This is a genomic window from Bordetella tumulicola (genome assembly GCF_965138755.1).
Classification (GTDB): domain Bacteria; phylum Pseudomonadota; class Gammaproteobacteria; order Burkholderiales; family Burkholderiaceae_B; genus Bordetella_A; species Bordetella_A tumulicola.
The window spans coordinates 603,202-615,363 of sequence record NZ_CBCSFP010000002.1 but is presented as its reverse complement, the minus strand read 5'-3'; the positions used below and the strand labels follow the sequence as shown (position 1 = coordinate 615,363).

At 57.9% G+C, this 12,162-nt stretch carries 12 protein-coding genes; 4 read left to right on the top strand and 8 right to left on the bottom strand.

Going from position 1 to position 12,162, the window contains the following annotated elements:
- Positions 1-188: 188 nt before the first annotated feature.
- From ACNAZS_RS08555 to ACNAZS_RS08545, 3 genes are all read right to left on the bottom strand, one after another.
- A complete protein-coding gene (locus ACNAZS_RS08555; RefSeq protein WP_415788190.1) occupies positions 189-902 on the bottom strand; it encodes a class II aldolase/adducin family protein in 714 nt (237 codons plus the stop codon).
- Positions 903-940: 38 nt separating this feature from the next.
- On the bottom strand, positions 941-1,930 hold the full coding sequence (locus ACNAZS_RS08550) for a tripartite tricarboxylate transporter substrate binding protein (protein ID WP_415788188.1): 990 nt from the start codon (positions 1,928-1,930) through the stop codon (positions 941-943).
- A gap of 145 nt (positions 1,931-2,075) precedes the next feature.
- Positions 2,076-2,975 carry a LysR family transcriptional regulator gene (locus ACNAZS_RS08545; protein WP_415788186.1) on the bottom strand — a complete coding sequence of 300 codons (900 nt, stop codon included), beginning with the start codon at positions 2,973-2,975 and terminating at the stop codon, positions 2,076-2,078.
- Between the two features lie 125 nt (positions 2,976-3,100).
- On the opposite strand from ACNAZS_RS08545, the gene ACNAZS_RS08540 reads away from it, so the two are divergent.
- From ACNAZS_RS08540 to ACNAZS_RS08530, 3 genes are read left to right on the top strand one after another with little or no spacing between them, the layout of a single operon-like run.
- A complete protein-coding gene (locus tag ACNAZS_RS08540) occupies positions 3,101-3,877 on the top strand; it encodes an enoyl-CoA hydratase/isomerase family protein (protein ID WP_415788184.1) in 777 nt (258 codons plus the stop codon).
- A 47-nt stretch (positions 3,878-3,924) separates the two neighbouring features.
- Positions 3,925-4,890: a Bug family tripartite tricarboxylate transporter substrate binding protein gene (locus ACNAZS_RS08535; RefSeq protein ID WP_415788182.1), complete on the top strand. Its 966-nt coding sequence runs from the start codon at positions 3,925-3,927 to the stop codon at positions 4,888-4,890.
- Entirely contained in the window at positions 4,874-6,187 is a 1,314-nt protein-coding gene (locus ACNAZS_RS08530) for a CaiB/BaiF CoA transferase family protein (protein WP_460475446.1), read from the top strand. The genes ACNAZS_RS08535 and ACNAZS_RS08530 overlap by 17 nt, the downstream gene beginning before the upstream one ends.
- A 139-nt stretch (positions 6,188-6,326) precedes the next feature.
- Here ACNAZS_RS08530 and ACNAZS_RS08525 read toward each other — a convergent pair whose 3' ends face one another.
- From ACNAZS_RS08525 to ACNAZS_RS08505, 5 genes are all read right to left on the bottom strand, one after another.
- Complete coding sequence (locus tag ACNAZS_RS08525; protein ID WP_415788180.1) at positions 6,327-6,536, bottom strand: hypothetical protein; 210 nt, start codon at positions 6,534-6,536, stop codon at positions 6,327-6,329.
- Positions 6,533-7,702: a PepSY-associated TM helix domain-containing protein gene (locus tag ACNAZS_RS08520; protein WP_415788178.1), complete on the bottom strand. Its 1,170-nt coding sequence runs from the start codon at positions 7,700-7,702 to the stop codon at positions 6,533-6,535. Before ACNAZS_RS08520 ends, ACNAZS_RS08525 begins: the two co-directional genes overlap by 4 nt.
- 10 nt (positions 7,703-7,712) lie before the next feature.
- Positions 7,713-9,869, bottom strand: a complete 2,157-nt coding sequence (locus ACNAZS_RS08515) for a TonB-dependent receptor (protein WP_415788176.1) — start codon at positions 9,867-9,869, stop codon at positions 7,713-7,715.
- A 188-nt stretch (positions 9,870-10,057) separates the two neighbouring features.
- Entirely contained in the window at positions 10,058-10,606 is a 549-nt protein-coding gene (locus tag ACNAZS_RS08510; RefSeq protein ID WP_415788173.1) for a YdeI/OmpD-associated family protein, read from the bottom strand.
- Positions 10,607-10,767: 161 nt separating this feature from the next.
- Positions 10,768-11,763 (bottom strand): AraC family transcriptional regulator, encoded by a 996-nt coding sequence (locus ACNAZS_RS08505; protein WP_415788171.1) that lies wholly within the window; start codon positions 11,761-11,763, stop codon positions 10,768-10,770.
- Between the two features lie 33 nt (positions 11,764-11,796).
- Between ACNAZS_RS08505 and ACNAZS_RS08500 the strand changes: the two genes are divergently transcribed.
- Entirely contained in the window at positions 11,797-12,102 is a 306-nt protein-coding gene (locus ACNAZS_RS08500) for a carboxymuconolactone decarboxylase family protein (RefSeq protein WP_415788169.1), read from the top strand.
- The last annotated feature ends 60 nt before the right edge of the window (positions 12,103-12,162 follow it).

The following is a 12,162-nucleotide window of genomic DNA, read 5'->3' as shown; positions in this document are numbered from 1 at the left end:
CATACGTCTCTTCGGGGCAGACAATCAAATCGACGCACGATGAAGGCAGACGATACGTCAACAGTCCTTACTTTGCCTGAATACTGGCGCGTTTAGCGATATCTGCAATACATCGCGCTTCTTGGTCTTGCGCACCGCTTACCAACTTGCGGGGGAAGACCGTGATAGGCATTGCATAGCCACGGCAATCACTCATAGGCCTTCTTTTTCCACAGTTCCCAGGGTCGATTCATTACACCGGCCATCATCTCGTCAGCCAGCGCGGCCTCTTCCTGGCTCAGGTAGGTGATGTCGCCATTCAGGCCGATGGCCTTTTGCTGAAGCGCCGCATTCATTTCGGTATAGATGGCGCGATAGACCGCGACCGGTATGCCGTCGCCCACGGAGACGAAACCATGTCCGCGCATCAATGAAATCTGCCGATCACCGAGTGTCTTCGCCAACTCTTTGCCATGATCGCGATTGCGCACCAGCATGTCCGTGTCCCCAAAGCAGCATCGGATATCAAACACCGGTGCGCCGCTGCCTAGAAAGCCCGCCATGTGGTAAATGGGCTGCAACCGCACGGAAGATCCCGCAAAAGGGATGACCGATGGCGAATGGCTGTGCACGACGGCATGGACGTCGGGCCGCGCACGATAGATCTCGCCATGAATATAGCGCTCGAGATAGGGCTTTCGGTCGTCGTCCGTGGTCACTTCAGAGTCCATGCCAAACTCCATGATGTCGTCGGCGGTGACGAGCTCGGGAGCTAGCGAGCGAGACAACAGAAAGCGCTGCGTATCGTGCGGATGCCGCACACTGACATGGCCGAAACCGTCCAGCACGCCAAAGCGTGCCAGTACGCGGTTGGCGACGACCAGATCATCGATGCAGGTCTTGAGATCATGCGAATTGCTCATGGAGTGTCCTTACAACAAAGTCTGAAATTGAAGCCGCGCTATTGCAGTTTGATGCCGGAATGTTTGGCCAGATTACCGTACATCTCCAGATCCTTATCAATTTGACTAGCCATCGCGGTAGCGCCAGTCTTCTCGATCTCGTAGTAGCGATCGCGGAACGCTTTCTGCACGTCGGGGTCCGCCATGGTGGCGGTAACGGCCGCCTCGAACTTCGCCTTCACCTCTTTGGGCAAGCCCTGCGGGCCAAACACACCGAACCAAACCGAAATATCCAAAGCGCCGAACGGCTTGGTCTCGGCGATGGTTGGCAGATCTGGCAGGAACGACACCCGCTTGGCGGATGCCACAGCCAGCATGCGTAACTTACCCGTCTCGGCGTGCGGCGCCAGATTGGGAATCGTGCTGAAAAGGATGGGCACCTGATTGCCGAGTCCGTCATTAATAGCCGGCGCGCATCCCTTGTAGGGCACATGCACCATGTCAAGATCGGCGGCCAGTCTGATGGACTCACCCGCAAAGTGCTGCGGCGTACCGTTGCCGCAGGAAGAATAGCTGAGCTTGCCGTTGTTCTTCCGGATGAAGTCGATCAACTCGGGCACTGTCTTGGCCGGTATCGTTGCATTGACACCCAACGCCACAGGTGCGAGCACCAGCAGGGATAGCGGTGTCAGCTGTTTGCGTACATCCGGCGTACCCTGCATATTCAAGCTGGCATTGATAGTAAGCGTGCTGTTAGTCAGCAAAAAGGTATACCCATCTGCCGGTGCGCCGGCGACCTGATTGGCGCCGATATTGCCTGAGGCGCCCGGCTTGTTATCCACGATGACGGATTGACCGCCCAACTGCGCGGGCAGTTTGGTGGCCAGCAGCCGGGCGACAGTATCGGCACCCCCGCCTGCGGAAAATGGCACGACCAGGGTAATGGGACGGTCAGGGTAGGTATCAGCGGCATGGACGGCAGCCGAGCCCAGCGTAAAGCTCAGCAACAGAGCGTACGACATCCTCCGCAGTAGCGGGGCGATAAGCATGACGGTTGTCTCCGGGGTTAATTATTTATTTCTTCGAATGCAAGCCATTATCTGATCGCCGTCATATGGGTTCAAATGAAATAATCGTATTAACCATACGGTCTAGCGTATGGGTCGATAAGTTTGTTCCGGAAACAGCCCACCGCTAAATCCCTATTTCCTGCCCCACCACTCGGTGCCAGGCACTAAGAATGGCGCTATCGTTTTCGGCATGAAGCCAGGCACCATGAACCACGGACTCCACTGTACTGTCCTCGATCGTCGCGAAGCGCACGTCGGGTAGTTTTGCGTTGGCGAGCGCACGCGGCACCAAAGTTACACCCATGCCTTTCGAGACGCAGGCCACCACGGTCAGCCAGTGCCGAACGTGGTGCTGGATATCCGGGTGAAAGCCCGCAGCCAAGCAACGAGCAACGACCTGATCGTAATACGACGGCGAGAAGGCCCGTGAGAACAAGACAAAGGGCTCGTCGCGAAAATCACTCAGTTTCTGTATCTGTTCGCTGCTGGCTGGGTGTTTCAGCGGCAAACACAGTAGAAATGGCTCGCTTAGCAGCTCGCGGGCAGCGATCTCCGTCGGCAGCTTTGTGCTGTGAACAAATCCATAGTGGATTTGACGCCCCAACAGCGCTGGAATCTGATCCGAGGTACTGAGCTCCAACAATTGCAAAGCCACCGCGGGGAACTCGGCTCGGAACCGATCGACCGCCCGATCCAGGCCCCGATACAACATAGATGCGAAAAAGCCGACGCGAAGCACCCCATCCAAGCCTCCATGCACTCTGGTCGCGACATCTGCCGCTTGTCGAACTTGGGATAAGGCTTTGCACGCCTCTTGATAAAAGGCCGTGCCCGCCGCCGTCAACCTGACATCGTGCGACGAGCGCTCCACGAGCGCAAAACCGAGCTGCTGTTCCAACTGGCGTATGGATACGCTGAAGGGTGGCTGCGATATGTTGCAGCGCCGCGCCGCGCGACCAAAGTGCAGTTCTTCAGCGAGAGCAACAAAATGCCTGAAATGTCGGAGTTCTATACCTGTGGTCATTCGCGGGGCGTATGGGTCGTTCCGTAAAACGTATTGGACGCTAGGGTGGGTTTGACGCACATTATGTCCCGATTCAGGCTGTTGCGGCGTCAAGCCCGCCAGCACCCAAATATGGAGGCAACCCAGTGAAAGAGTTCGTTCGATACGAGGTTATAGAAGGCGTTGCAGAAATCACCATGGATCGCGGACCAGTGAACGCCATCAACATGCAATTGGCGCGCGAAGTCGTTGACGCCTACCATCGTGCCCGGCAGGATGATTCGGCACGAGCCGTCATCTTGAAAAGTGCCTTGCCAACAGTATTCTCTGCCGGGGTCGACTTGAAGATCGCACTGGAATTCAACGGCCAAGCACTACGTCGACTAATTGAGGTCTTTTACTACGAGATGCACGAGGCGCTCTATCGCATGGGCAAGCCCGTCATTGCAGCCGTAAACGGGCATGCGCGCGCAGCCGGAGTAACTTGGGCCGTGTCCTGCGACATGGTAATCGCCGCAGAAGAAGCCGAAATGGGATACCCCGAGATCAACGTGGGGCTCCTACCTGCCATGCATCTGGTTCATCTGCCGCGACAAGCAGGGCGCCATCGGGCCGCTCACCTACTTTTCACTGGCGATATTGTCAGTGCGGAAGAAATGATGCACCTCGGTGTAGTCAATGAAGTAGTACCACGCGAACGGGTCCTTGAACGCGCCCGGGCGTTGGCGCGGCGGCTTGCACAGAAGTCGCCGTTAGCCATGCGTATGTTGCGAGACGCGTTCATGCGCGCCAACGATCTCGACTATCGACGCTCGATGGAAAGCGTCGTCGAGACGATGTGCCTATTGAAAGAATCGGAAGATTCGCGCGAAGCACTTCGTGCATTCGTCGAGAAACGTGAACCCGTTTTCCTGGGTATCTAGTTCTACGGGCCCGATGCCTATTTAAAAAAATAAAACAGGAGACAACTATGATTAGAAAATTCATGCCGAGTATCGCAGCCTTGCTCGTAGCTGCCGTCGCAGGCATCGCACACGCAAGCGGCACCTATCCCAACAAGCCAGTAAAAATCATCGTGCCATTCACGGCAGGAACAGCAACCGACACGATTACCCGCATTATCGCCAGCGGGCTCACCCAGTCACTGGGCCAGCCAGTCATCGTAGAAAACCGTGCGGGCGCCGACGGTGCGATCGGTGCAGCAGAGGTGGCCCGTGCTGCTCCCGACGGATATACCCTGTTGATGTCCACTAACGGCTTCTGCGCCGTACCGTCAATGCGGAAAAGTCCACCCTACCACCCCATCAAAGACTTCTCGCGCATCTCTATGGTGGGGCGCTACTCGTTCTTTCTATTTGTCAACGCATCAGTCCCCGCACATTCCCTACAAGAATTGCTGGACTATGGCCGCGCGCACCCTGAAAAGCTGAACTACGCCACCGGCAATCCGACGGGCATCGTCGCCACCGGGCAGATGCTCTCACTGTCCAAGGTCGACATGCTGCATGTCCCCTACAAAGGCGAGCCTGCCGGTGTCACAGATCTGGTGGCCAATCGCGTACAGCTAATGTTTGCAACGCCAACCACTGCCGGTCAGTACGTTGCCCAAGGAAAGCTACGCATGTTGGCCACTACGCTGCCTACACGCAGCCCGGCCTTCCCTGAGATTCCAACAATGAAGCAAGCGGGTGTCCCCGCGTTCTCAGTCTCTTCCTGGGCAGCCTTGCAGGGACCCGCCAATATGCCGAGTGATCGGGCCGAAAAACTGTCGCGCGCGGTGGCCAAGGTACTCCAACAGGAGGATATCAAGCAACAGTTGGCACGCCAGAACTTCCTCCCCGCCAGTTCCACCACCGCGGAGCTGGAAGTCTTTATCAAAGATCAGCTTGCGGTCTACGCACAAACTCTGAAAGAAGCGAATGTCCAACTCCAATGACGGTTCTCTGGCGGAGATGAATCAAGCCGATACTGGTGCACTATCGGGTGTCGTCGTACTCGATCTGACACGGATACTCGCTGGCCCTTGGTGTACGCAAATGTTGGCCGATTTCGGCGCGGAGGTCATCAAGATCGAACGTCCGGAAGTCGGCGACGATACGCGAAGCTGGGGACCACCCTGGATGCCTAACGCCGATCTAGCTCCAGGGCCCGACGCTGATAATCCAAGCACAGCAGGCAACCAGCGTCACTCAACCTACTTCGCCGCGGCCAACCGCAACAAAAAATCTGTGTCTGTGGATATCTCCAATGCCGACGGCCAGAAGCTTGTGCACGCCCTCGCCATGCATGCCGATGTGCTGATCGAGAACTTCAAAGTGGGAGACCTCGCCCGCCACGGGCTGGATTACGCGTCGCTCTCTCGTGCAAAGCCCGGACTAATCTACTGCTCGATCACTGGTTATGGTCAAACGGGCCCCTATGCTGCCCGTCCTGGATATGACTTTATTTTTCAGGGGGAAGGCGGCTTGATGAGCGTCACAGGTGAGCGTGACAATCTCCCTGGTGGCGGGCCTCAGAAAGTCGGCGTGGCTATCGCGGATATCGTCACGGGGATGTACGCGTCAAGCGCAGTGCTCGCCGCGCTCCACCGGCGGGCCACGACCGGCACGGGTCAGTACATAGATCTTGCATTACTCGACTGCATAACAGCTTTTGGTGCGAACCTGGCTTTTAACCATTTGGTCAGCGGGGACGTACCACAGCGCTACGGTAATGCACACCCTGCTCTGGTTCCCTATGAAGTACTGAAATCGAGCGATGGTCACGTCATTGTGGCCGCCGGCAACGACGCGCAATGGCAGCGATTCTGCCAGGCATTGCAACGGGACGATCTGGCTACCGATCCGCGCTACGCTACGGGAAGCGACCGCATCATTCATCGTCAGGCGTTGATCCCGGAAGTCGAGCGTACCTTTATCACGCGGGAGTCAGCATACTGGCTAGCGCGACTGACTGATCACGGCATCCCAAACGGTCGTATCAACGATTACAAAGCGGTTTTTGAACATCCGCAAATCCAACATCGAAACATGCAGGTCAATATGCCGGATAACGACGGAAAACAGGTCCCCGGTGTAGCGAATCCGGTGAAGTTCTCCGAATCTGTTGTGCAATATCGCCACGCAGCCCCTAAGCTTGGACAGCACACACGAGAAGTACTGAGTGAAAGACTAGGCATGGAAGCATCGGCTATCCAATCGCTGGCAGATCGGCGCGTTATAGCTATGCGCTAAGCATTGGATAATGGGCATGGGTATCGATAAACCAAATCGGGCGCCGCACCGTCAAAAAGAGCATCCTAGGGCAGCAAGGCGCTTATCAAACCGCTGTGCCTATCAGTGAAGCAACGTCCGAGCATAACTCTCGCCCCGTTCACCCGCCTCGTCGACGCCAGGCCCACACCACAGTCGCAATCGGCGCCAGTATCACCAGCCACGACAATCCGTCCCAAACGCCATCGCCCAGCAGCGCCGATACAAGACCAACGATAGACGCTACGCCCAACCAGATCGGGACGTTAAAAACCTCGCCAGGCGATTGCTGGTGATCGGTGCGCACATACCGGAATTCATACTTGTTCATTGCGCGACCTCGTTAGTATTCGTGCGGCGCAGGGCACTTGCGGGCTCTGGCATGCCGTCGGTCTGCGTCTTGGGCGCCGTCACCGCCTTGGGCTTGCGCAACCACAGGTATAAGCCGCTGCCCAGGACAACGATAGCGAAAATGTCCAACAACGCCCATAGCAGCTTCAACGGCAGACCGCCGTAGTCGCCAAAGTGCAGCGGCTGCGACAGGAACAGCGTCTTCACGTACCAGGGCATATCCCGCGAATCGGTCAGGCGACCGGTGGAGGCATCGACCAGGGCAGGCTTGAGCAGGCGCGCAGTGACTGGCGTGCTGCCCTTCAGAAAGAAGGTGTAGTGATGGGGACTGGAGAACATCGTTCCCGGAAATGCCACCAGGCTCACAGTCATGTCGGGCACCGCGGCGCGAGCGGCGCGGATGGACTGTTCCAGATGCGCAGGCTGGGTCACAGGCGGCAAGCCGCGGTAAGGCGCCGTCATTTCGGCCATCTGGTCCATCTGCCACAGTCCCAGGACGACTCGGTTCAGTGTATTAATGGTACCCGTAATACCCACCACCGTAAGCCAGACCACCGTGACGATGCCCAGCAGGTTGTGCCAGTCCAGCCATTTGACGCGCGTGCTTCGCTGGGTGCGTAGCGCGCCGAATTTCAGGCGGCGCATGAAGGGGTAGTACAGCACCACCCCCGACACGATGGCCACGACCATCAGCAGGCCCATGGCCCCCAGGAATAGCATGCCCGGCAACCCTGCAAACATATCCGTATGGAGCTTGAGCATGACATACATGAAACCTTCATTGGTCGCCGGTTCGTCCAGCACCTTGGCCGTGCGCGAATCCACAACGACCGCGTTGTTCTCCTCGGGCGGGGCATCGACGGCACTGGCCATCGAGACATACGTAATGTCGGGATGCTCATCCTGCTCCCAGAACATGTAGCGGATGACCTCGCCCGGACGGCGTTCCAATGCCGCCTGCGCAATCTGGTCCATACTGGCGTTCGGCGTACCCGCAGGCATGAGCGGCGCCTCGACCACGCCCGACAGGTGCTCGATTTCTTCGTGAAAGATAAGGGGTAGCCCGGTCAGGCAAAGCAGCAGCATGAATACCGTGCAGACCAGACTGCTCCACTTATGAATCCAGGACCAAGTATGGGTAGACATCACGGTGTCCTCAGAAGGCGATGCTGGTCGATAGTGTGAACGTGCGCGGCGATCCTACAAACAGGTAGCCCGCGGTCGCGGTGCCCCAGTAATCCCTGTCAAACAGGTTTTCCACATTCAGGCGGAACGTGACGGGCTTACCACTGATCTTGGTCTCGTAGCGCGCGCCGGCGTCAACCCGGGTCCAGCTGGGAACGGACAGCGAATTGGCGGCATCGGCATACGTGCTGGCGGTGTAGATGACACGCCCCGTCAACGTCAAGCCTGGCAGGAAAGGCGTATCCCATTCCGCGCCGAGGTTGAATTGCCAATCGGGCACGCCGATGGCCTTGTTGTCTTCGAGGTCGGGTGACACGGCGTCGGTGATGACGCCGTCGATGTAGCTGACGCCGCCCAGTAATCGCACGCCACGCGTCACCTCACCTGCGAAGGTAGCCTCCAGGCCGCGGTTGCGCTGTTCACCGAAGACACCAAAGGTATCGCCAGAGATGCCGGAACTGGGCCGGGTCAGTTCAAACAGGCTGATCGTGGCCAATATGTCGTCGTTCAGGTTGTATTTGACGCCGATCTCTTTTTGCTTGGACTTGAACGGCGGTAGCGTTTCACCGGGATTGGTAATTGCCGCGCTGGTGGGTGCGGTGTCGCCCTGGGACAAGCCTTCGACGTAGCTGGCATACAGCGAGAGGTCGGGCCGTACTTTGAATACCACGCCGGCGAATGGCGTAGTGGCGCGCTCGTCGTAGCGCGGCCCACTGGCATCGCCAGTCATGAAGTTGTAGTTCTGGCTTTCTACCTGCTGGCGGCGCACGCCCAAAGACAATTGCAACTGATCCTGCATGAAGGACAGGGTGTCCGCCAAGGCATAGCTGGTGAGTTTCGTATCCTGGTATCGCCGCAGCGGGTTGTCGACGCCGGATGTAGAGGGGGTGTCGAAGACGTCGCCCGAATAGATATTGGAACTGCCAACCGGATAGTCCGTATAGAAACCCAGTCGGGCGTCCTGGTCCAGCTTGGTGTAGCTGAAGGCGACGTTGTGATTCACCGGGCCGGTGGCGAACGTACCGCGTAAGCCAGCCTCGGTGGACTTGCTGTCGACCGTCATCCGTTGCCAGCCGCCAGCGAAGGAATAATCGCCTTGCGAGTTCAGCAGGACGGGGTTCGCGGCAAAGGAATCCCAGTTCAACTTGCGCTGACCATAACCGGCGTAGGCGGTGATGTTGTCCGTCAAGTCGTATTCGACCTTGAAGACACCCGAGCCATTGCGACCATCGCTATAGCCCAGGCCGGGATAGGGGTTGTTGTTGCTCGGCGCCTCGGGGACCGACGTCAAGGCCGGGCCCATCTGGAACTGGCGCACGACATTGTCGATGTGTTCCTTTTGCCAAAGCAGGTCCAGTGAGGCGCGCAGTGATTCGCCACGATAGTCCAGCGCCAGAGAAGCCAGGCTATCACGCACCGATTGACCCTTGATCGGCGTATCACCATCCCGGGTCATCGCGTTCACGCGTATCCCGAAAGCGTTGTCCGGCCCGAAGCGGCGGCCGATGTCTGCATGCACGCCAAAAACAGAGTCCGATGCCACGCTGCCTGTAATGCGGGTGATCGGCTCATCGGTCGCGCGCTTGGGCACCAGGTTGACGACGCCACCTATGCTGCCGCCCGGCGTCATGCCAAACAGTGCCGCGGACGGGCCTTTGATGATTTCCACCCGCTCCAGCGTCTCGACGGGGGCACGCCAGTAGGGAGCCAAGCCGAACATGCCGTTGAACGCAAAGTCCGCCGTAGGCACATTGAAGCCGCGGATGGTGAGGTCTTCGTTAATGTTGGATCGCGCACTGCTCATGCGTACAGACGGATCCAAGGTAGCCACGTCGGCCACAGAGCGCGCCTGCGCGTTTTCTATGGTCTGGGCGGTGTAGCTCGTAACGCTGAAGGGCGTGTCCATGATGGAGGTGTTGCCCAGAATGCCCATGCGGGCCCCCCCGCCGATCTGGCCCCCCGCGATCGGCGCAGGCGCCTCGCCCAAGGCCTCCGGCGCACCCGACACCGTGACGGTGGGTAACACGCTGATGGACGCCGCATCCGGTGCCGTCGTCTGTGCCGTTGCCGTCGCCGCATAAAACGCCACGCCGCCACCGGTCAATACGCGTTTGATGGCTACGGTCATGCGTCTTTGCGCGCCTGCGCGATCGCCGGAGGGTTGTTCCACCATGAATTCCATGTTCAAAAGTAACAGAACACGTATGATAATCGTTATTATTCACGAAAGGTGGGGGGGTTTTACCCTTACAAAGGCCTAGCTCTGTGCCAACGCCGGTGCGGCGTTGGATTCTAGCCAAAGAAGCCGTCGCAGGGCTATGCCTTCGTCTTAGGCGCGCTCAGACTCTTGCTATAGAAACCAGACTGATCAAAGCAGCAGACACGCAGCTTTCCCGAAGCCAGCATGTCGCAAGCGTTCTCGACCCGGCGCTGCCGTGTTTTGGCCTGCTTTGCCGACTCAATCCAGTGGATCCAATCCACCCGTGCGATGGTCGTCGTGTCGTCCCAAGCCGCCTTAGCGTCCGCAGATGCGGCAAGGGCTTCCCGCAGGTCGTTGGGGACTTGCGGCTCGGGTTCCGGCTTGGCCGAAGATAATTGAACGGTCACCGTGTCTCCAGGTGACACGGCCGCGGTCTTTTGAAGCGAGTCATCGACCTTGAGCCAATGGCTGAGCTGACCGTCGGGTTCCAATGTGGCTTGAAACGGACACCCGTTAATCGTCCCCTCTACGGAGGTTCGACCCCGCCTCGGTAAGGTATCGCTAGCGGTTTTGGGCAAAACCAGAAACGCCCATGCGTCGTCCTCACCGGGTTTCGCCGGACGAAGTAGTGTTGCCTTGAATGTGGACGCCCCTGTTTTTGCCATATCGGGATACCTGTGGCGGCGAACAGCAGGTCGATCGCCGCATCGTGCGCTAGCCGAGTGAACAGCAATCAGCTTACATCACTCACACGATACCTCCCAAGAGGCTCGACACCAACAGAGAACATCCGCAGTCAACCCTCCCCGCTAGCTGCGCCAGCCTCCTATCTCAGCCTGGACGCGCGGCGAAACCCGGACGGATCTGTTCCATATAACAGGCTGAACGAGTGGGAAAAATTGCTGCGGCTAGAAAATCCCGCGCGCTTGGCCACATCGGCGACGGGCAGCGAGGTCGTGGTCAACAACTCCGCTGCGCGACGCAGACGAACAATTTTCACCAAACTCATGGGAGAGCGGCCGAAATTCTCGGTGAAGGACGCAGCAAACGAAGAGCGGCTCATGCCGGCAATCGTAGCCAGGCGTTCGACGGTAAATGGAGCCTCAGGTTGTCGGAAAATAGCTTTTAGCGCAAGGGCAAGTCCGGAATCGCTGACATCGAACAGCCAGGGCAACACACGGTCGCCTTGTTGTATGCAACGGCGTAGCGCCAGAATTAAGCACTGTTTCAATAATGTCTCGATCAGCGCGCGCGACCCCACGGCGGACCGGGAAGCCTCTGCCAACATCATGACGAATTGGCTGCGCAGCCCTTCAGCATCATCAAAGCGCGCCACCAGGGGTGCCCTCAAGAAACTGAACGGGTCCGGACCGGATTGGGGACCGATACTCACCTCCCCGCAAGCGGTAGACATTCCAGGTTCACCCTGACCGACCGTGACCGTGGGGACCGATTGACCTGTTTGCGGCGCGTGAAGCCTTTGCCGGTATTCCAGCCGTATTGGCGATGATGGGGAGCTCTCCAGACAATAGGCAATGCCGGCCGGCAAGAGCACAAAGGTATGGGGATTCAGCGCGATCGCATCTCGCGGGAGGGTCAAGGTTCCCGTGCCCGCCAGACAATAGTGCAAGGTCGCGGTCTGACAGGCGTCGAACTTGACGCTCCAGCCTCGCCGAATGTCGCAAGCAGTGAAATGCGTTGCGCCCACTTCGAGAGTAGCCAGCAATTCGTCAAGAACGTCAGAAGCGGCTAAGCCAGGCTTACCATTTTGGACGATTTCGCACGAATTCTGGATCAGATCGCACGGTGATGAGACTAGCATGATTCGTTCACCCCCTTTCTACGGAGATATCCCATGTACGACATGAAAAACATGAGTTTACTGAAGAAGCTGGACGAAACCGCACCCGAGGCAATGGCCGGTTTCTGGGCATTTGATAAGGCGGTATTTGCCGAGGGTGCGCTCTCGGTTCGTACGAAGCAACTGATTGCCGTCGCGGTCTCGCTCACCACCCAGTGCCCTTATTGCCTGGAATTGCATACCAAGGCAGCTCGCACCGCTGGCGCAACCGATGAGCAATTGGCGCAAGCCGCCCTCGTGGCAGCGGCGATCAGGGCTGGCGGAGCGATCACACATGCGACTCACTTATTCAAAGGATAAGCAGCTCTCTGGATCTATGTTGTAAGAGAAAAATTATTCCCTGATGGAATAATTTTTCTG

What these genes read in the sequence shown, in the direction of transcription:
- ACNAZS_RS08555 (WP_415788190.1), bottom strand. Translation starts at nt 902, where the DNA reads ATGAGCAATTCGCATGATCTCAAGACCTGCATCGATGATCTGGTCGTC.
- ACNAZS_RS08550 (WP_415788188.1), bottom strand. Translation starts at nt 1,930, where the DNA reads ATGCTTATCGCCCCGCTACTGCGGAGGATGTCGTACGCTCTGTTGCTG.
- ACNAZS_RS08545 (WP_415788186.1), bottom strand. Translation starts at nt 2,975, where the DNA reads ATGACCACAGGTATAGAACTCCGACATTTCAGGCATTTTGTTGCTCTC.
- ACNAZS_RS08535 (WP_415788182.1), top strand. Translation starts at nt 3,925, where the DNA reads ATGATTAGAAAATTCATGCCGAGTATCGCAGCCTTGCTCGTAGCTGCC.
- ACNAZS_RS08530 (WP_460475446.1), top strand. Translation starts at nt 4,874, where the DNA reads ATGTCCAACTCCAATGACGGTTCTCTGGCGGAGATGAATCAAGCCGAT.
- ACNAZS_RS08525 (WP_415788180.1), bottom strand. Translation starts at nt 6,536, where the DNA reads ATGAACAAGTATGAATTCCGGTATGTGCGCACCGATCACCAGCAATCG.
- ACNAZS_RS08520 (WP_415788178.1), bottom strand. Translation starts at nt 7,702, where the DNA reads ATGTCTACCCATACTTGGTCCTGGATTCATAAGTGGAGCAGTCTGGTC.
- ACNAZS_RS08515 (WP_415788176.1), bottom strand. Translation starts at nt 9,869, where the DNA reads ATGACCGTAGCCATCAAACGCGTATTGACCGGTGGCGGCGTGGCGTTT.
- ACNAZS_RS08510 (WP_415788173.1), bottom strand. Translation starts at nt 10,606, where the DNA reads ATGGCAAAAACAGGGGCGTCCACATTCAAGGCAACACTACTTCGTCCG.
- ACNAZS_RS08505 (WP_415788171.1), bottom strand. Translation starts at nt 11,763, where the DNA reads ATGCTAGTCTCATCACCGTGCGATCTGATCCAGAATTCGTGCGAAATC.
- ACNAZS_RS08500 (WP_415788169.1), top strand. Translation starts at nt 11,797, where the DNA reads ATGTACGACATGAAAAACATGAGTTTACTGAAGAAGCTGGACGAAACC.